The sequence below is a fragment of the Paenibacillus sp. FSL R7-0216 genome, assembly GCF_037969915.1.
Taxonomy (GTDB): Bacteria; Bacillota; Bacilli; order Paenibacillales; family Paenibacillaceae; genus Fontibacillus; species Fontibacillus rhizolycopersici.
Window position 1 is genome coordinate 4,921,196 of record NZ_CP150222.1, and the last position, 18,020, is coordinate 4,939,215.

Below are 18,020 nucleotides of genomic sequence, written 5' to 3' on the forward strand. Positions count from 1 at the left end.
GGTTGTCTTCAGCGAGCCGCCCGTCCCCTTTGTGGACGTTTTCCGAACTCTCTTCCTTTCCCCTAACGCCCCTAGGCGAATGCACATACCCTAAAGCGTGATTATTTACAATTACCTATAGGGGGAGACTCGGCTTGCTGGAGACAGAGGAATTGGAATTCGAGGTTTACCGGGAAAATACGATCGGCTACCGGCATCCAATTATGACGCCGTACGGGATCCAAACGCTGCGGTATGCCGATTGGGCAGCCAGCGGCCGCCTGTATCGGCCGATTGAAACGAAGCTGGCCCAGGAGTTTGGTCCGTTCGCAGGCAATCCCCACACCGCTGCCAGCTTTACCGGCACCGCCATGACCACCGCTTATGAAGAAGCCAAGCGGATCGTCAAGCACCATGTCCACGCCGGTCCAAACGACATCCTGCTGTTCGAGGGGACGGGGATGACGGGGGCAGTAAACAAGCTGCAGCGCCTGCTTGGGCTGAAGGCCCCTGCCCCGTGGCGTGAGCCGTTCCGGAGCGGTAAGACCGAACGGGAACGGCCGGTTATTTTTGTCACGCATATGGAGCACCACTCTAACCACATCTCCTGGACGGAAACGATTGGCGAAGTCGTATGCCTCCCGCCAGGGGTGGACGGACGCGTCGACCCCAGCCGGCTAGACTCCCTGCTAAGCCGCTATCGGGACCGACGCGTCAAGATAGGCGCATTCACCGCCTGTTCCAACGTGACCGGCTTTGTTACGCCGGTTCACGAGCTCGCCCGGGTAATGCATCAGCATGGCGGCATCTGCGTGGTGGACTACTCCGCCAGCGCGCCCTATACTCCGATCGACATGCACCCGCCGGGAGCGCCGGGGGAACGGCTCGACGCCATCCTCTTCTCCCCGCATAAATTCCTGGGCGGCCCCGGCACGGGCGGGGTGCTGGTGATGGATGCGGGGCTGTGCGCAGAGGCGTCGCCGGACCGCCCGGGAGGCGGTACCGTATCCTGGACCAGCCCGTGGGGCGAAGTCCAGTATCTGTCCGATGCCGAAACGCGGGAGGATGGCGGGACGCCGGGGGTGATGCAGGCGATCCGTACGGCATTAAGTCTGCGACTCAAGGAGCAGATGGGCATCGGCCGCCTGCTGCGCCGGGAGCGGGAGCTGACGAATCGGCTGCTGACGGAGCTTGAAGCCGTCCCGGGCCTGAACGTCTTAGGCGGAAGCAGCCGTGAGCGTCTTGGCATTGTCTCTTTCACCTTGGAGCCGATCCATTATAACCTGGCCGTCAAGCTGCTGAACGACCGCTTCGGCATCCAGGCGCGCGGCGGCTGCTCCTGCGCGGGAACGTATGGCCATTATCTGCTTGGACTCGATCAGACCGCCTCGCAGCGCATCGCCCGGCGAATCGCCGGCGGCGACTTCACGGTAAAACCTGGCTGGGTGCGAATCTCCTTGCATCCGATGATGACGACGGGCGAAGTCGCCTATATCGGATATGCGCTTGGTCAGGTAGCCGCCCTAGGTCGAGATTGGGCCAGCGACTATACTTATGATCCACGAACCAACGAGTGGTACCATCGACGTGGAGAACCCCGGATCGACCTGGACAAATGGTTTCGCTTGCCGGAGCCTCACGCCTTGCGGGTCGGAGGCTAACGAGACGGCTTGGCCGGGAGGGCTGCCGCTTCCGATTCGGCGCCAGCGCCAGAACCAGAACCAGCCGAGCTCTCCTGCCGCTTGGCTGCCTGTCTGGCGCTGCGCGAGCCGCTCCGGTTCGCGAGGTACACCCCGCCGAGGATAAACACCAGTCCGGCCAGCAAACGCCAGCTTACCGGTTCGTTCAGCAACGTGAACCCCCAAATAATCGCACTGGCCGGAACGAGATACGTGACGGTAGTGGCGAATTGCGGGGTTCCTTTTTGCACCATAAAGTAGAACAGAATATAGGCTACCCCCGAACCAAACACGCCCAACCCGATCACCGCGCCAAGCGTGGGAAGGGAAGCCAGCGGCGCCAGCGAGTCCCGCTCGAGGGTCAGCGCCATGAGCCCGCTGCCCGCCATCGCGCTAATCAACGTGCCGAAGGTGACCTGATACATCGACAGTCCGCCGGACAGTCGCTTCGACAGATGCGTGCCAACGGCATAACATAACGTTGCCGCCAGCATGCAGCTGAACCCAAGCAGATCCACCGAGGCGAGTGCGGTTGGGCTGACACCAACAAGCACGAGCAAGCCGAGGAAGGCGATGCCCATCCCCGCCCACTGCATGCGGGTCGTGGCGACGCGAAAGAATACGACGCCTACCACCAGCGTCCAAAGCGGGGTTGTTGCGTTCAGCACCGACGCCAGGCTGCTCGTCAGCCGCGTCTCACTGAATCCGATCAACGCCCATGGAATCGCCGTATTGACCAGCGCCATAATGATCATGGCCACCCAGGGTATCGCGCGGAACCCAAACGGCTTGCGCAGGACGAGCATCACACCCGTAATTGTTGCGAGCCCGAAGGTAGAACGCAGGAACGCGACGGTCCAGGGACCGAAGTCGGGCAGCAGGATTTTGATGAAGAAAAAGGACCCTCCCCAAATCAAACTAAGTAGTATTAATGCAAAATACAGCGATCGTGCCACTCTTATCCCTTCTTTCTTTGAACGTCCGGGCATATGAATAAAGTCACCCTGAACTCTAGTGATCCTGATTGTATCACGGGGATGCTTCGAGCCTCATCGAAACATGCATGCATCATTACGAGGAGGTACGGATGAAAATCGTAGAAGCCCGTAAGGCCGCGGCCCGGTGGGTCGGCCAAAATGCCAGCCGGGAAGCCGGTTACCTGGGAGCTTACTTCAGCGGTTCAACGGTTGGACTTCCGGAGGAAGCGGAGCTGCCGGTGAGCTCCGACGTCGATCTCATCATCGTCACCGATTTAGAGGAACCTCCGGCCAAACCGGGGAAATTCCATGTCGATCAGGTGCTGCTTGAGGTCACCTATCTGTCCTGGAACCAGCTGTCCTCGGCCGAAACCGTGTTATCGGATTACCATCTGGCCGGAAGCTTCCGGACGGATACGATCATCGCCGACCCGACAGGTCGGCTTCGCCAACTGCAGGCCGAAGTGGCTTCTCGCTTCACCGAGAAGCCTTGGGTCCTGCGGCGCTGCAAGCATGCGCTTGACCGAATCGAACGCGGACTTCGCAGTATCGATCCCGATGCGCCACGGCAAGATCAGATCTTGGGATGGTTGTTCCCGACCGGGATCACGACCCACGTCCTGCTGACCGCCGCCCTTCGCAATCCGACGGTGCGGCTTCGTTACCTGGCTGCCCGAGAGGTGCTTGAGGCGTATGGGCACAGCGAGGTATATGCCAAGCTGCTTCAGCTCCTCGGGTGCGAGGAACTCACCGCTGCGCAGACGCAGTCACATCTGGAAGCGTTGGCCCGCACATTCGACATGGCTGCGGCGAGGGCCGTAACGCCGTTCCCCTTCCGCAGCGACATTACTCCCGGCGCGCGTCCGGTCGCCATCGACGGCAGCCGCGAACTGATTCAGAACGGGCGCCATCAGGAGGCGGTGTTCTGGATCACCGCCACATTTGCGCGCTGCCATAAGATTCTAGCGGCTGACGCCCCGGAGCTCGGGGAGCAGCTCGCCCCGGATTTCCTTGCCTTGCTGTCCGATCTTGGCGTCTCATCGACTGCGGCATTGCTTCGCCGGGCGGACGAGGTACATCGCTATCTGCCCCGTCTGATGGGGATCGCGCAAGCCATCATGGATGCCAACCCGGACATCACTCAACCCGGCTCGCCTTGACCCGCCGGCTTCGCCTCATCGGCAAAAGCCCCCAATCACAAAATACGGTGGAATTGGGGGCTTCACGATCTGGCGTTGCTTATGCGGTTTAGTCGATGCGAAGCTCGCCGTCGTAAGAGGTGATGATCTTGTAGAGATCCGGCCGACGATCGCGGAAAATCCCCCATTCGATCCGCTGGATCTCCAACAGGTCGAGGTCAAATTCCGCCACCAGCACGGTCTCCTCCGCACGGTCGGCTTCCACGACTTTGTTGCCTTGCGGCCCAGCGATGAAGGACGAGCCGTAGAAGGTGATGCTCGACTCTTCGTCGGTTTCCGTGCCGACGCGATTCGAAGCGATCACCGGCATCAGGTTGGAAGCGGCATGCCCCAGCATACACATTTGCCAGTGATCCTTGGAGTCGATCGAGCCGTCCTGCGGTTCGGAGCCGATCGCCGTCGGATAGAACAGCAGCTCGGCGCCCATCAGCGCCATGCAGCGGGCGGCCTCCGGATACCACTGATCCCAACAGACGCCGACGCCAATCTTCGCGTAACGCGTCTTCCACACTTTAAACCCGGTATCCCCCGGATTAAAATAAAACTTCTCCTCATACCCCGGTCCGTCCGGGATATGGCTCTTGCGGTAACGTCCGAGGACCTCGCCGTCGGCGTCGATCACGGCCAGCGAGTTGTAACGGGCGTTGTTCTTTTTCTCATAGAAACTGATCGGCAGAACCACTTCCAGCTCCTTGGCCACGTTACGGAAATGCTGGATCGCTGCGTTCTCCTCCATCTCCGTCGCATAGACGTAGTAGTCAGACTTTTCTTTTTGGCAGAAATAAGGGGTTTCGAACAGCTCCTGCAGCAATATAATCTGTGCCCCTTGCGCCGCCGCTTGTCGAACCAGTTGATCGGCTTTGGCGATGTTCTCTTCTCTATTGGACGAGCAGCTCATTTGCGTTGCTGCCACTTTGACGTTTCTCATGTCGTTGATCGAACCCCTTTCGCTAAAAGTTTATGGGCGTCTTGCCGCCATTTGCTGCGTCGTGCAATGCACGTTGCCGCCTTCGCGGATGATGGCCATGCCGTCGACGGTACGGATCTTGCGATCCGGGAACGCCTCGCTCAGCACCTTCACGGCCTGGCGGTCGGTTTCCGCCGCAGCCCCGCCAAAGACCGGCAAAATAATGCCGCCGTTGACGAAATAAAAGTTCAAATAACTCAGCGTCAGACGGCTGTCTTCGTAGAACGCCTGCGGCGGCTGCGGGATCGGAAGGATCTCCAGCTTGCGGCCTTGGGCGTCCGTTGCTTCGCTAAGGATCGCGATATTTTCCTGCGTAATGGCATAGTTCTCGTCGCTGGGATCGTCGCATACTTGCAGGATGACCTTGCCCGGTGCGGCGAAGCAAGCCACGTTGTCGATATGTCCGTCCGTTTCGTCCCCGCTCAGACCGCGTTTCAGCCAGATGATTTGGTCGACGTTCGTAAAGCTCTTGACCGCCGCCTCGATCTCTTCCCGGCTCATGTGCGGGTTGCGGTTCTTGTTCAGCAGGCACTCCTCGGTAGTCAGTAGCGTACCTTCTCCGTCCGCATGGATGGAGCCGCCCTCGAGCACCAATGGCGCGTCGAATTGTTTCACTTTGAGGGCTTCAAGGATATGCGGCGCGACCGCATCGTCCAGATCCCACGGCGAATATTTGCCGCCCCAGGCGTTAAAACCCCAGTTAACCCCGGCCAGCTCCCCTTCCGGATTGACGAGGAACGTCGGGCCGTTGTCGCGCAGCCAAGCGTCGTTATGCTCAATCGGCAGATAAGAGATGCGACCCGTGTTTGGATCCTGCTCAAAGCGGGCCTTCACCTTTTGTAAATCGTCCGGATTCACGACCACCGTGATCGGTTCAAATTCAGCGATCGCCGTAATGAATTCGGCATACCCGTCGCACACTTCGGCGTACCGGTCGGGATAAACCATCGACTCCTGTATCGGCCAGGAGATAAAGGTGCGTTCATGTGCCGCCCATTCGGCTGGCATTTTATAGTTGAAGTCTTTAGGATACATCGTTTCCTCCACGCTCAAAAATATGATTTATTTATCGTTTCAAACTAGATTTCGGGGCAGCCTCCTAGTGATTCTCCATGTCATGGATGCCCGCAGGCTGTTCCCACTGCTCTAACGCGGATGAGAAACGCTATTTGAAGGATTTCCTCGTTGTACCGTTTCTAACGACGCTGTGGATCACTATTTCCATTAAACCACCTGATTCCGGCTCAAAAAATAAGATTTAAGCACGGTGAGCAGCGATAAAATGTAAAATCGGCGATTTGAGCCGACTTAAGCGCTGTGGTAAGCGTTAGACCTGCGGATGGCCCCCAAATACTAGCGCGTTCACCCAATTTACCATGATATCATATAACAAATCTCCCTTGCCCACAATGGAAGTCTTGACCGGAAAATCAATGCCTGATTATCGGCGGCACCGCCTTGCTGCAAACGATATAATGGGGACACAAAGTTGAAGACAAGGAGGGCCCCGCCTTAATGATTCTCGCCGAACGGAAGGAAGAGTATTATCAAGCTTTATTGGAGAAAAAAACGGAGTATGAAGGGGTATTTTACGTTGGCGTCAAAACCACCGGCGTCTTCTGCCGACCAACCTGCCCGGCACGAAAACCGAAATTCGAAAACTGCGAATTTTACGAAACAGCCAAAGAAGCGCTGCTCGCCTCGTTCCGGCCGTGCCAACGCTGTCGCCCGTTATCCCACCCGAGCCGCGTGTCCGATTTGGTCCGGCAGTTGGTAGAAGCCGTCGAGGCTCATCCGGAGAAGCGCTGGAAGGACGAAGACTTCCGGCAGCTGTCCGTCGATGCATCCACGGCGCGCCGCCAGTTCAAGAAGCGCTTTGGCATGACCTTCGTGGAATACGCCCGCGCCCGCCGGATGGGTCTGGCGCTCGGTAACATCCGTTCGGGCCGACCGGTCATCGACACCCAGCTCGCTATGGGGTATGAGTCGAGCAGCGGATTCCGGGATGCCTTCTCCCGGATTATGGGGGCTGCACCAACCCGGTTGGAAGAGAGCCGAGTGCTAAGGGCGGCGTGGCTCGACACCCCGCTCGGGCCGATGATCGCGATCGCCGATGAGGAAGCGTTGTATCTGCTGGAGTTCGTGGACCGCCGCGGTCTGGAGCGCGAAGTCGAGCGGCTCCGCAAGCGGACAAAATCCGCGGTGATCCCGGGATTCACCGGCCCGATCCGCTCGATCGAGCGGGAACTCGCCCTGTACTTCGAAGGGCGGTTGACCGAGTTCGCTACCCCACTGCGCCTACTGGGCACGCCGTTTCAGCAGCAGGTATGGGCCCGGCTGCGGCAAATCCCCCCAGGGGAGACGCGCTCATATGCCGAGCTGGCCGCCGAAGTTGGCCGTCCGTCGGCCTTTCGCGCTGTCGCCCAGGCCAATGGGGCCAATCAACTGGCCCTTGTCATCCCCTGCCATCGCGTCATCAACGCGAATGGCGACCTTGGGGGCTACGGCGGTGGACTGTCCCGTAAAAGCTGGCTGCTGAAGCATGAAGGGGGCGCGTTCGCTTAGCGGCTCTGCCCTATGAGAGAAATGTTGTAATTAGTACAACATTTTGTTACTCCCCCATCACACTGATCGCCAACTCCAGGCCGGCAACCAGCTGCTCCAACGCCATACTCGGGGCGCCGGGATGTCGCTCCGCCTGCTCCGGGAGGTAAGGGATATGGATGAACCCACCCCGGATGGGCTTGCCGCTGACGGCGAGATGATGCATCAACCCGTAAAACAAGTGGTTGCATACGAAGGTACCGGCTGATAGCGATAGCGACGCGGGAATCCCCTCGGCCTGCAGCCGGTCGGCCATGCGTCTAACCGGCAGCGTGGTCCAATACGCTGCCGGGCCTTCCGGCACGACAGGAACATCCACCGGCCGGTTCCCCGCATTGTCATCGATGGCGGCATCGCTTAGGTTGACGGCGATCCGCTCAAACGAGATCCCCCTTCGTCCGCCGGCTTGCCCTAACGCGATCACCACCTCCGGCTCCGTTTCCTCGATACCGGCCAGCAGGCGCTCCATCGATTGGCCAAACACCGTCGGTAGTTCCAAGCCTATAACCTCATAGGAACCGATCACACGTCCCTGCAGCCGGTGCACCGCTTCAACTGCCGGATTGATCGATTCACCGCCAAAGGGTTCAAACCCGGTGAGCAGCAATTTTCTCATTTTCCTGTCCCCTCCCACTTGAATATTCTACGTCATATACGTTATACTGCTTTACAAATCATATCTCGGAATCATGCCTATGAAGAGCATCCAACTCGGAGGCGTTTTCGTCAAGGGGAACCCGCGCGCCAAACGCGCAATCATCTCCTCCTAAGCTAACCGGGTCCGCCCGTTACCGCGGAACTAAAGGGGATCAACCCGGCCCGGCCGGTTTGATCAATTTGGGTGGCACCGCGAGCATACAGCGCTCCTCGTCCCAATCGGACGAAGGGCGCTTTTTGTATTCTCATCGAAAAAGGAGCGGATCACCCATGTTAGACGGTAAATGGATTCGGGAGCATCAAGAACAAGTTCAACAGGTGGCGGAGGACAAAGGGATCGAGTTATCGGTCCCGGAGCTATTGCATTGGGACGACCAACGCCGGGCCCTTCTGCAGGAAGTGGAACGGATACGGCAGGAGCGTAACCGGCTTACCCCTCAGATTGAGGTACAGATCCGGGAGCAAGGGCCGGACGCCGACGCCGCTTTGAAAGAAGAGGTGAAACAGCTGAACCGGCGGCTGAGCGGACTGGAGAAGGAGCTTGAGGAGGCGGGGCGCGAGTATCGGCGACTGATGTTGCTTGTTCCGAGCCCGGTCTCGCCGGATACGCCCAAGGGCCTGTCGGACCTCGACAATGTCGTGGTGAAGCAGATCGGAGAACCGCCCGCGTTTGGATTTGCACCGCGAGATCACGTCGCCCTCGGTGAACAGCATCGGATGATCGACATTCCCCGCGGGGTCAAAACGGCTGGCGCCCGCAACTACTACCTGAGCGGCACGGGGGTTCTGCTGCACCGGGCGGTACAGCAGCTGGCCGTGGATCTGCTTGCGGCGAAAGGATTCACCCTGCTGGAGGTGCCCTTAATGGTACGCTCGGAGGCGCTCGTGAACACCGGATTCTTCCCGCTGGGCGTGGATCAGACGTACCGGATGGCCGAGGACGATCGCTGGCTGGTCGGCACCGCCGAGGTTCCGCTCGTGTCGTATTACGACCATGAGATCGTTGATGTCACCCATCCCGTCAGGCTGGCCGCAGCCTCGCTTTGTTTCCGCAGCGAAGTCGGCTCGGCCGGACGGGATGTTCATGGCTTGTATCGCGTGCATCAGTTCTCGAAGGTCGAGCAAGTGGTGCTGTGCGAAAACAACCCGGAGCTGTCGGAACAGCTCTTTCAGGAAATCACCCAAAACGCCGAGGAACTGCTTCAACTGTTGGAACTGCCATACAGGGTAATGGCGGTGTGCACCGGAGACATGTCGCAAAAAACGTATAAACAATACGACATCGAAACGTGGATGCCGAGCCGTGGGGCCTACGGGGAGACCCATTCGTCGTCGCAACTGCTCGACTTCCAAGCCCGCCGTTCGAATATCCGGTACAAGGACCAAAACGGCAAGCTGCAATACTGCTACACGTTAAACAACACCATGGTCGCTTCGCCGCGCATCCTGATCCCGCTCTTGGAGAATCATCAAGAGGAAGACGGGAGCATCCGGATCCCTCATGCGCTGCGCAAGTATATGAACGGATTGGAACGGTTGACCTCGTTGAATCCAGAGGGGTAGGAAACATTTTCCACACAACAAATCTGCTTGGATTTCGTCCAATAGTATAAATCCATCCAGAAAATAGGTGATTTAGAATGACGAAACCATTCAACAATAAAACACTCGGACTGACCTGGCTGTTGGCAGCCTCCCTCGTATTGTCCGCCCAAGCGGGAACGGCCGGTGCGGAGCCCGTGGGAGATCCGGCCTGGGGAGCCACGGGGGCGGTTGCTGCGGCCCCGTTGAATCAAACCGCCTCTACGGGCGGCATCATGATTGAGCTCGACGGGCGGCCGCTGCAAACGGAGACGCTCCCCTTGCTGGTGAACGGCAGCGTCCTGCTCCCTATCCGTGACGTGTTTGAAGCGCTGGGCGCCAAGCTGGCCTGGGACGATGCCAGCAAGACCGTCACGGCCACCCGAGGCCAAATGACGCTCGTTTACCGCATTGGCGACCCCACGGCTCAGTTGAACGGCCAGCTCCTCACGCTGCCGGTACCCGGGCAGATCGCGGACGGTTATTCGCTGGTTCCTCTACGGTTCGTAAGCGAAGCGCTCGGCAGCGATGTCGTCTGGGACGGCGATCACCACACGGTGCGAATCACTTCGGCGTTTACATACGAAACCACCGTCGCTTGGGGCGTCAATCTGCGCAGTGCGCCGGATGCCGGGAGCGAAACGGTCGGTGAGGAGCTGCTGCCCACCGGCAGCAAGCTACATGTCGTTCGCGAAGCCGGTGCGCTCTGGCTGGAGGTGCGAACCCCAGACGGACGCTCCGGTTATGTATCGGCCAAGCCGAAGTACACCGACTATCGGAGCGACACCCTTGCGGACAAGCAGGCGGACGAGCTGATCGCTTACGGCAAAACGTTTGAAGGTACGCCTTACGAATTCGGAGCATCTCCCAACCAAACGAAAACGTTCGACTGCTCCTCTTTTGTGAATCGGGTGTACGAGGAGATTCTTTCGATCGAGCTTCCGCGCGTTTCGTATGATCAAGCCAAGGAAGGTACGGAAGTCAGCCTGGATCAGTTGCGCAAGGGAGACCTGTTGTTCTTCAGCGCGCGGGGTCTGGATATCGGCCACGTCGGCATCTACATTGGCGACAATCAGATTCTGCACACCTATTCCAAAGAGCAAGGAGTCCATATCGAGGCGTTTGATGGCCAGTGGAAAAAGCGGTTCGTGACCGCACGCCGGGTGTTTTGAGGTAGCTGCTTAGATCAATGGTGGAGCGAATCAGGATCATTCAATTTTTTCCTCTTTTTGCCGACATAGGAAGTATAGACATGGCGAAGGAGGTGAATCCATGCGGTTCTGCCGGCGAGGATAGGAATCGAACCCGGATAACGCGCATGGAGACGCGATGTGGAAATGGCTGAAAGGCTCGAAAACAACCCAAGGCCTTGCCCGCAACGAGGCTGAAGCATCTTCTGACAAGCCCAATGACGCGGGCCTGGAGGAGGAGCGCACTCCGCAGCCCAAAGTGATCGTCATTACCGGCACGAGCGGTTCGGGCCGCAAGAGTATCGCCAAGCAGCTCAGCACCGACCTGGGCCTTCCTTATGTCCTTCCTTATACCACGCGGGCGAAACGCCCAGGGGAGAAGGACGGTGAGCACTACCGTTTTATCTCCGATGTGGATTTTCAAACGATGCTCGGCAGGCAGGCGTTTACCCAAAGCGTCCGCCTGGAGCGCGGCAGCTACGGAATCACGGAGCATGAACTAATCGAAGCGCTGGAACAACATGGTGCGGCGGTCGTCGTCGTGAATCATGATGGCTTGCAGGCGTTCCGGAAACGGTTTGGGTCGCAGGCGATCCGGATTTTCCTCTATGTGACAAAGGAGGACATTCGGCTGCGCGAGGAACGGGAGGGGGCCCCGCCCGAGGTGATCGAAGAGTATTTACGGAACTACTCCGAGCAGGTCGTTTACAAGAAAGAGTCCGACTATTTGCTGCAAAATATCGATCCCGCCGCAACGCTGGAGAAGATTAAGGGTTTTTTGCAGGAGAAAAAATAAATGGAAACGGGTTGTCCCGGTCGTTACTGGCTGGGGCGACCCGTTTTTTTGTGTTTGGGTTGTGGTGCTATGCGGTTCCTGCCGTACGATGCCGTGCCGGCGCTGTGGAAATTCTCCACCTAGACCCACTCCCATGCGCTAACGCTGACCAGGAACGCTAATGTGGCAAATTCGGCGTTCTAGAAATTCTAACGACGCTGAGCAACGCTATTTCGGGGAAAACCCCCGATTTCACCCCCGAAGATGGCAAATAAGCTCTGTGATCCGCGTTAGAATCGAAAAACGCCCATTTTGGCGGATTTAAGCTGTGTGGCAAGCGTTAGCGTCCAAGTTACCCGTTCCCTGTACCTCGGGCGAAAGAAAGTTAGTTGGTGCTGGCTGGTCATATGGAGCTCGAAGTGGCAGATTTGTTAAGTAACATCTCATTGACCCTGCGCATCTCTACCGATCCCCACTCCCATGCGCTAACGCTGACCAGGAACGCTAATGTGGCAAATTCGGCGCTGTGGCAATTCTAACGACGCTGAGCAACGCTATTTCGGGGATAACCCCCGATTTCAACCCCAAAAATGGCAAATAAGCTCTGTGATCCGCGTTAGAATCGAAAAACGCCCATTTTGGCGGATTTAAGCTGTGTGGCAAGCGTTAGCGTCCAAGTTACCCGTTCCCTGTACCTCGGGCGAAAGAAAGTTAGTTGGTGCTGGCTGGTCATATGGAGCTCAAGGCGGCAGATTTACTAAGTAACATCGCATTTGCCACTGCGCATCTCTACCGATCCCACTCCCATGCGCTAACGCTGACCAGGAACCCTATTGTGGCAAATTTGGCGTTCTAGAAATTCTAACGACGCTGAGCAACACTATTTCGGGGAAAACCCCCGATTTCACCCCCGAAGATGGCAAATAAGCTCTGTGATCCGCGTTAGAATCGAAAAACGCCCATTTTGGCGGATATAAGCTGTGTGGCAAGCGTTAGCGTCCAAGTTACCCGTTCCCTGTACCTCGGGCGAAAGAAGTTAGTTGGTGCAAGCAGGTCATAAGGAGCTCAAGGCGGCAGATTTACTAAGTAACATCGCATTTGCCACTGCGCATCTCTACCGATCCCACCCCATGCGCTAACGCTTACCAGGAACGCTAATGTGGCAAATTTGGCGCTCTAGAATTTCTAACGACGCTGAGCAACGCTATTTCGGGGAAAACCCCCGATTTCAACCCCAAAAATGGCAAATAAGCTCTGTGATCCGCGTTAGAATCGAAAAACGCCCATTTTGGCGGATATAAGCCGTGTGGCAAGCGTTAGGTGCTAAGCCGTCGTTCCTCGCTCCAGGCGAAAAGAAGATTGACGAGATGAAATTTTATTTATATAGTTATATACAAGACTATATAACCATATAACTAACAACCAAGGGATACGGAGGTGATTTCCCGTTGAGTCCGTCTTTTGACGACAAGAAGCCGATTTTTCTGCAGATCAAAGAGCTCATTGAAGACCAGATCGTGAACGACCAACTGAAGGAGCATGAGCAAATTCCGTCGACGACGCAGCTCGTACAATTTTACAAAATCAATCACCTGACGATCGCCAAAGGGATCAATCTGTTGGTGGACGCCGGTATTTTGTACAAGAAAAGGGGGGTTGGCATGTTTGTGGCCGAAAATGCAAAGGAAATGCTGCTGACGGAACGTAAAGATCGATTTCTCGATGAATATGTCCTTCCCATGATGCGAGAAGCTGCAAAGCTGGGCATTGCCGAAGGGGAAATGAATCTGCTGATCACTAAAGCAAAGGAAGGGATTAAACATGAGCCTTGACGTTACGCTTGAGCAGGTGAGTGTCCATTTTGGCAGCCACCCCGCACTGATCGATATTACTTTAGAGCTGGAGGCCGGGAAAATTTATGGGCTGCTGGGCCGAAACGGCGCGGGCAAAACCACCCTGCTCTCCCTCCTGGCTTCCTATATGGAGCCAACGGCAGGACGGGTGCGGATTGGCGGCCATCCCCCGTTTGAGCATGTCGAGACGATGGCCCAGGTCAGCTTCGTTTATGAGACCAATTACAGTGAAGAAAGCGAAAAAGTGAACGGCATGCTGAAGGTTGCCGAGCGATACCGTCCTTATTTTGATCGGGCGTATGCCGAAGAACTGGTCCGGTTGTTCGGTTTACCGACGGATGTACCGATGAAGAAGCTCTCCAGCGGGATGCAGTCGGCGCTGAATGCCGTGATCGGGCTGGCAAGCCGAACACCGGTGACGATCTTCGATGAGGTGTATCGCGGAATGGATGCGCCAACCCGGGAGATTTTCTATAAGCAGCTGCTAGAGGATCATGCCAACCACCCGCGGACGATCATCCTATCCACCCACCTCGTTTCGGAAATGGATTATTTGTTCGAGGATGTGGTGATTTTACACAAAGGACGGATGCTGCTGAAGGAGCCCATTGACCAGTTGTTGGAACGGGGTGCATCTATCACCGGAGCAGTTACCGATGTCGACGAGTTCGTGCGCGGCATGAAGGTGCTAAATGTCCAACAGCTTGGCAGCACGAAGGCAGCGATGGTCTACGGGGAGATTGACGAGGCTCGGCGCAGAGCCGCTGCGAATAAAGGTCTCGACATCGGACCGGTTCCGCTACAGGATTTGTTCATCCATTTAACCGGGGAGGGGGGTTCCCATGAAGTCCAATCCGAGCTTTAAGACCCAGCCGATCAATAACACAAACCGCGCGCTTCGAGTTGCTGCGGATATGTCCTGGCTTCAGCTGACCTGGGCCGCCTGGTTTATCTGCTTCGTCACCCTGGCGTATGCGCTAATTGAAGTGAATGCGCAAAACTTTATCACGTTCGCTTTTCAACCGTCCAAGGTGTTTATGCTCGTCATCGGAATTATTTCGGTGTCCGGCTTCCTCAGCTTCTACGCCAGATTTGGGGTTACGCGAAAAGCCTATTTCTGCGGGTCCTCACTGGCTGCTGCTATGGTGGCCTTGGTGTTGATGGGGGGTGTAGGCGTCCTCGGCAGCTTGCAGCATTGGCTGATTCCTGCACCCGAGAAGGTATCCTTCCTGGGGGAGAATGCTTCCTGGTTGCTTACCGTAATCGTCTACATCCTGAACGCCCTCGTTTATTATTTGGCGGGTTATGTGATCGGTGCCGGCTTTTACCGGTTCGGCAAGCTGGGGGGCATGCTGTATATCGTGATGGCCCTGATTCTTCTGTTTGCTTCCGAGGCCATGTGGGATTTAGAGCTCAAGGACCTCCTTAACCGCGTCGTCTATATAGGTCATTTGCCGGTTTGGGGTTCGTTGCTGGGTACGTTGTTGCTAGCAGGTCTTGCGCTGGGAATCCTATGGGCCACGATAAAAAGAGTGCGCATCAAAATAAAGTAACCGGGCGTGGTTCTTTGTCCCTTTCGCCGCCGCTGGGGATTCGTATAATGGGTACGAAATCATGATGCCCGAGGTGATCCCTGTCCAATGAAATATAGTGTCATCATCCCCAGCTATAATAAGGCGTTGTCTTTGATGCTGACGTTAACGGCATTTGAAATCCAGACCTATTCGCTTGATCAATTTGAAGTGGTGGTGGTCGACGACGGCTCCACAGATGACACCCTGGAGCGTCTAAGCCGGTACCGCCCCCCTTACCAGCTCGTTCCCGTCACCCTGGAGGAAACGGCCGGGAGGTCGGCGGCTCGGAACCGCGGGGTTGAGGCCGCTTCCGGCGACTTCCTGATTTTTTGTGATCCCGATTACCTGGTCACTCCCGACTTCGTGAAGACGCACGACACCTATCATCAACTGCACCGAAACGCTGTCGTCTCCGGGGTTCCGATCTTGTTCATCAAGGCGTATCCCCACCTGTACCCTGATTTCTCTGGGGAGGAGAAGCTCGCTGCCTCTGAGGTTCTGCAAGCTTCCGGGCTGTGGAACAATGACTATTGGCAAGCACCGGATCTGATCGAGATCGTTACCCGCGAGGATATTCTCCGCCAAACCGGCCAACTGGAAAAGGTCGTCGCCCCTTGGGAGCCGGTTCAGGGGAATTATCGCGAATTCCCGACCACCGATGTGGCGCCTTGGCTCATGGCGGTCACGCGCAACCTCTCTTTGTCTAAACGGCTATTTGAAGAGGTCGGCGGTTTTAATGAGAACTTCCAGAAGCATGGCCTTGAAGATTGGGAACTGGGCTACCGGCTGCACCTTCGCGGCTGCACCTTCGTTAGCATTGAGGAAGTGGTCGGTTATCACCAGGAGCACCCGTCCTTTCATCGGAGCGAGGATTCCCAAGGAGAGAACCTACGGATCATCTACCAGAACCATGGCTACGCCGATCCGGAAATCAGCTTGTTCGCCATCCTGCCCCCTTCCGAGGGGATGGAAGCGTATAAAAATACGCTGCGTATCCTCAAATCGTGGCGCAGCAGCAAGAACGCTTCGGAGCGTGCTGCCGCGCGACAAGTCCGGCGTACGTTAGCTCACGGCGCCCGGCTCTTTCATCTGCAGCCGGATGCTCCCGAATACGGAGCTTTGAAGAACGGGCTGAAGCCGGCGCTGATGGCGGCTACCCAGATCTATACCCAGCCGGATGCTCCGCATAAACAGGAGCAAATCAAGGCAATCTTGACGCAAGCCTGCCAGAGTCTATGGCCTGACTCGGTGAAACCAACCTCGTCCCGCCGGCGTCGCAAACGTTCGATCCGCAAAGGGGCGCTGCGCAAGAAAGGGGCACGAACTTGGGTTCGCAGGTCCATTGGTAAAGCAGCCGCTCATGTCCGCAGCAAGGCCAAGCGGCGGAGCGCCCGATCGCTTCACGTCACGCTGCGCGGGCGAAGAAGACAACGGCGTCGCAGCCGGTTATAGCAGAACGGCAAAAAACCATCTCTTGCAAGTAAGAGATGGTTTTTCGTATGCCTGAACTTTGAATTCGGAAGTTAGCCGACTCCTTCCTCAACGTCCATGTCCAAAGCCAAGCTTTCCCTTAACCCTACTCGCCCTTCCGCGGTCAACTTGACGGCCCGGCTATGCGGATTTCGCTCCACCCATCCCAGCTCCATCAGCCGCTCTAGCAGCGCATGGCCGAGCGCCCCGGCCAGATGATGGCGCCGTTCACTCCAATCCAGGCATTTTGGGGAAAAAGAGCGGCGTTTGCGCTTGGCTCCGTCGATGTCGACCCCGAACCGACCCAGAAACAATTCCCCTTCCGTGGTAACATCAAACCCTCCGTCACCTTCGGCGAGGATTCCTCGGCCAACCAAGCATTGCGTCAGCCGGACGCCTAAACTCCCCGCCAAATGGTCATAGCAGGTTCGGGCATACCGCAGTGCCTGATCCTCCGTGGCCTGCCGCAACGACTTAATCGGTGTCGGCGGCGCAATGGACAACAGGGATTCCATCACCCGGGCGACCTCCGGGCCTGCGATTCCGTAGTAGCGGTGGCGACCTTGTTTCTCGACGGCAATGAGGCCGGCTTCCGTCAGCTTAGTCAGATGAAAGCTGGCTGTTTGCGGCTGGACCCCGGCCATTTGCGCCAACTCTCCGGCGGCATGGTACCTTCCGTCCAGCATGGCCGTTAACATCGCCGACCGACTAGGGTCGCTGACAAGCGAGGCGATGACCGCCGCTGACGTATGCATCGGTGTTTTCATAACGATTCACTCCCCCTTTTTGAGGATGTCATCCATATTTCGATCCCCATGGTATTGTTGCCATTATACAATGAGCGGGAAACACATAAAACCGGGAGGTCATTCCGATGCAAACTTCGAAAGCGGCAAGTCCGTCAGCCGACGACACACATCTGATTCAGCCAAAAATTTTGTATTACGGTACGCCCGTCGTCCTGCTCACGACTCTTAATGAAGACGGAAGCACGAATATTAGCCCGATCTCTTCTTCTTGGGCGCTCGGCAACCATATTGTTCTTGGCATCGGGCTGGGCGGAAAAGCCGCCGAAAACGTACAGCGCTGCCGAGAGTGCGTGATCAATCTACCCGATCCCTCCCTGTGGGAGCAAGTCGAGCGGCTAGCCCCCACAACCGGAAAAAACCCCGTGCCAATTGAAAAAGCAGCACAGGGTTTTATGTATCAAAGCGATAAATTTGCGGCCAGCGGGTTGGCATCGATCCCTTCCCAGCAGGTGCGGCCCGCCCGCATCCGCGAGTGCCCGCTGCAAATCGAAGCGGTCGTGGAGGACTTCCGAGCGCCAGCCTATGCCCCCTTCTTCGCGATCGTCGAAACCCGGGCCGTGGCCGTCCACGCCCGTCGTGACCTCGTCATCGGCGAACATCATATCGACCCTCGCCTGTGGAGCCCGCTCATTTATAACTTCCGCCACTACTTCGGCCTCGGCGAACCGTTAGGGAAGACGTTCCGGGCGGAGGTGTGAGGGGGGGC

General features: G+C 57.0%; 16 protein-coding genes. 11 read left to right on the top strand and 5 right to left on the bottom strand.

Going from position 1 to position 18,020, the window contains the following annotated elements:
- Window positions 1-134: 134 nt before the first annotated feature.
- Entirely contained in the window at window positions 135-1,640 is a 1,506-nt protein-coding gene (locus MKZ15_RS22640) for an aminotransferase class V-fold PLP-dependent enzyme (RefSeq protein ID WP_339818381.1), read from the top strand.
- On the opposite strand, the gene MKZ15_RS22645 is transcribed toward MKZ15_RS22640, so the two are convergent.
- The gene (locus MKZ15_RS22645; RefSeq protein ID WP_339818384.1) at window positions 1,637-2,614 is read right to left on the bottom strand and encodes a DMT family transporter; all 978 of its coding nucleotides are present in this window, start codon (window positions 2,612-2,614) and stop codon (window positions 1,637-1,639) included. The two genes, MKZ15_RS22640 and MKZ15_RS22645, sit on opposite strands and share 4 nt — an antisense overlap.
- Window positions 2,615-2,745: 131 nt before the next feature.
- Here MKZ15_RS22645 and MKZ15_RS22650 point away from each other — a divergent pair, with 131 nt between their 5' ends.
- Window positions 2,746-3,795: a hypothetical protein gene (locus tag MKZ15_RS22650; RefSeq protein WP_339818386.1), complete on the top strand. Its 1,050-nt coding sequence runs from the start codon at window positions 2,746-2,748 to the stop codon at window positions 3,793-3,795.
- 88 nt (window positions 3,796-3,883) lie between these two features.
- On the opposite strand, the gene aguB is transcribed toward MKZ15_RS22650, so the two are convergent.
- Together aguB and MKZ15_RS22660 are read right to left on the bottom strand one after the other, a co-directional pair.
- Entirely contained in the window at window positions 3,884-4,762 is an 879-nt protein-coding gene (gene aguB, locus MKZ15_RS22655) for an N-carbamoylputrescine amidase (RefSeq protein ID WP_339818389.1), read from the bottom strand.
- A 30-nt stretch (window positions 4,763-4,792) separates the two neighbouring features.
- A complete protein-coding gene (locus tag MKZ15_RS22660) occupies window positions 4,793-5,836 on the bottom strand; it encodes an agmatine deiminase family protein (protein ID WP_339818392.1) in 1,044 nt (347 codons plus the stop codon).
- Between the two features lie 480 nt (window positions 5,837-6,316).
- Between MKZ15_RS22660 and MKZ15_RS22665 the strand changes: the two genes are divergently transcribed.
- A complete protein-coding gene (locus MKZ15_RS22665) occupies window positions 6,317-7,366 on the top strand; it encodes a trifunctional transcriptional activator/DNA repair protein Ada/methylated-DNA--[protein]-cysteine S-methyltransferase (protein WP_339818394.1) in 1,050 nt (349 codons plus the stop codon).
- 46 nt (window positions 7,367-7,412) lie between these two features.
- On the opposite strand, the gene pcp is transcribed toward MKZ15_RS22665, so the two are convergent.
- Complete coding sequence (gene pcp / locus MKZ15_RS22670) at window positions 7,413-8,021, bottom strand: pyroglutamyl-peptidase I (protein ID WP_339818395.1); 609 nt, start codon at window positions 8,019-8,021, stop codon at window positions 7,413-7,415.
- 311 nt (window positions 8,022-8,332) lie between these two features.
- Between pcp and serS the strand changes: the two genes are divergently transcribed.
- The 7 genes from serS to MKZ15_RS22705 all read left to right on the top strand — a co-directional run bounded on the left by serS (window position 8,333) and on the right by MKZ15_RS22705 (window position 16,487).
- Complete coding sequence (gene serS / locus MKZ15_RS22675; protein ID WP_339818396.1) at window positions 8,333-9,625, top strand: serine--tRNA ligase; 1,293 nt, start codon at window positions 8,333-8,335, stop codon at window positions 9,623-9,625.
- 77 nt (window positions 9,626-9,702) lie between these two features.
- Window positions 9,703-10,815: an NlpC/P60 family protein gene (locus MKZ15_RS22680; protein WP_339818399.1), complete on the top strand. Its 1,113-nt coding sequence runs from the start codon at window positions 9,703-9,705 to the stop codon at window positions 10,813-10,815.
- A gap of 157 nt (window positions 10,816-10,972) precedes the next feature.
- Complete coding sequence (locus tag MKZ15_RS22685) at window positions 10,973-11,629, top strand: guanylate kinase (protein WP_339818401.1); 657 nt, start codon at window positions 10,973-10,975, stop codon at window positions 11,627-11,629.
- Window positions 11,630-13,056: 1,427 nt separating this feature from the next.
- On the top strand, window positions 13,057-13,440 hold the full coding sequence (locus tag MKZ15_RS22690; RefSeq protein ID WP_155604737.1) for a GntR family transcriptional regulator: 384 nt from the start codon (window positions 13,057-13,059) through the stop codon (window positions 13,438-13,440).
- Window positions 13,430-14,326: an ABC transporter ATP-binding protein gene (locus tag MKZ15_RS22695; RefSeq protein WP_339818403.1), complete on the top strand. Its 897-nt coding sequence runs from the start codon at window positions 13,430-13,432 to the stop codon at window positions 14,324-14,326. The genes MKZ15_RS22690 and MKZ15_RS22695 overlap by 11 nt, the downstream gene beginning before the upstream one ends.
- Entirely contained in the window at window positions 14,304-15,014 is a 711-nt protein-coding gene (locus MKZ15_RS22700; RefSeq protein WP_339818405.1) for a hypothetical protein, read from the top strand. The genes MKZ15_RS22695 and MKZ15_RS22700 overlap by 23 nt, the downstream gene beginning before the upstream one ends.
- 87 nt (window positions 15,015-15,101) lie before the next feature.
- A complete protein-coding gene (locus tag MKZ15_RS22705) occupies window positions 15,102-16,487 on the top strand; it encodes a glycosyltransferase (protein WP_339818406.1) in 1,386 nt (461 codons plus the stop codon).
- 71 nt (window positions 16,488-16,558) lie between these two features.
- Here MKZ15_RS22705 and MKZ15_RS22710 read toward each other — a convergent pair whose 3' ends face one another.
- Window positions 16,559-17,272, bottom strand: coding sequence for a winged helix-turn-helix domain-containing protein (locus MKZ15_RS22710; protein WP_339818409.1), 714 nt, complete (start codon window positions 17,270-17,272; stop codon window positions 16,559-16,561).
- A 107-nt stretch (window positions 17,273-17,379) separates the two neighbouring features.
- On the opposite strand from MKZ15_RS22710, the gene MKZ15_RS22715 reads away from it, so the two are divergent.
- Window positions 17,380-18,012 (top strand): flavin reductase family protein, encoded by a 633-nt coding sequence (locus tag MKZ15_RS22715; protein WP_339818412.1) that lies wholly within the window; start codon window positions 17,380-17,382, stop codon window positions 18,010-18,012.
- Window positions 18,013-18,020: the final 8 nt, after the last annotated feature.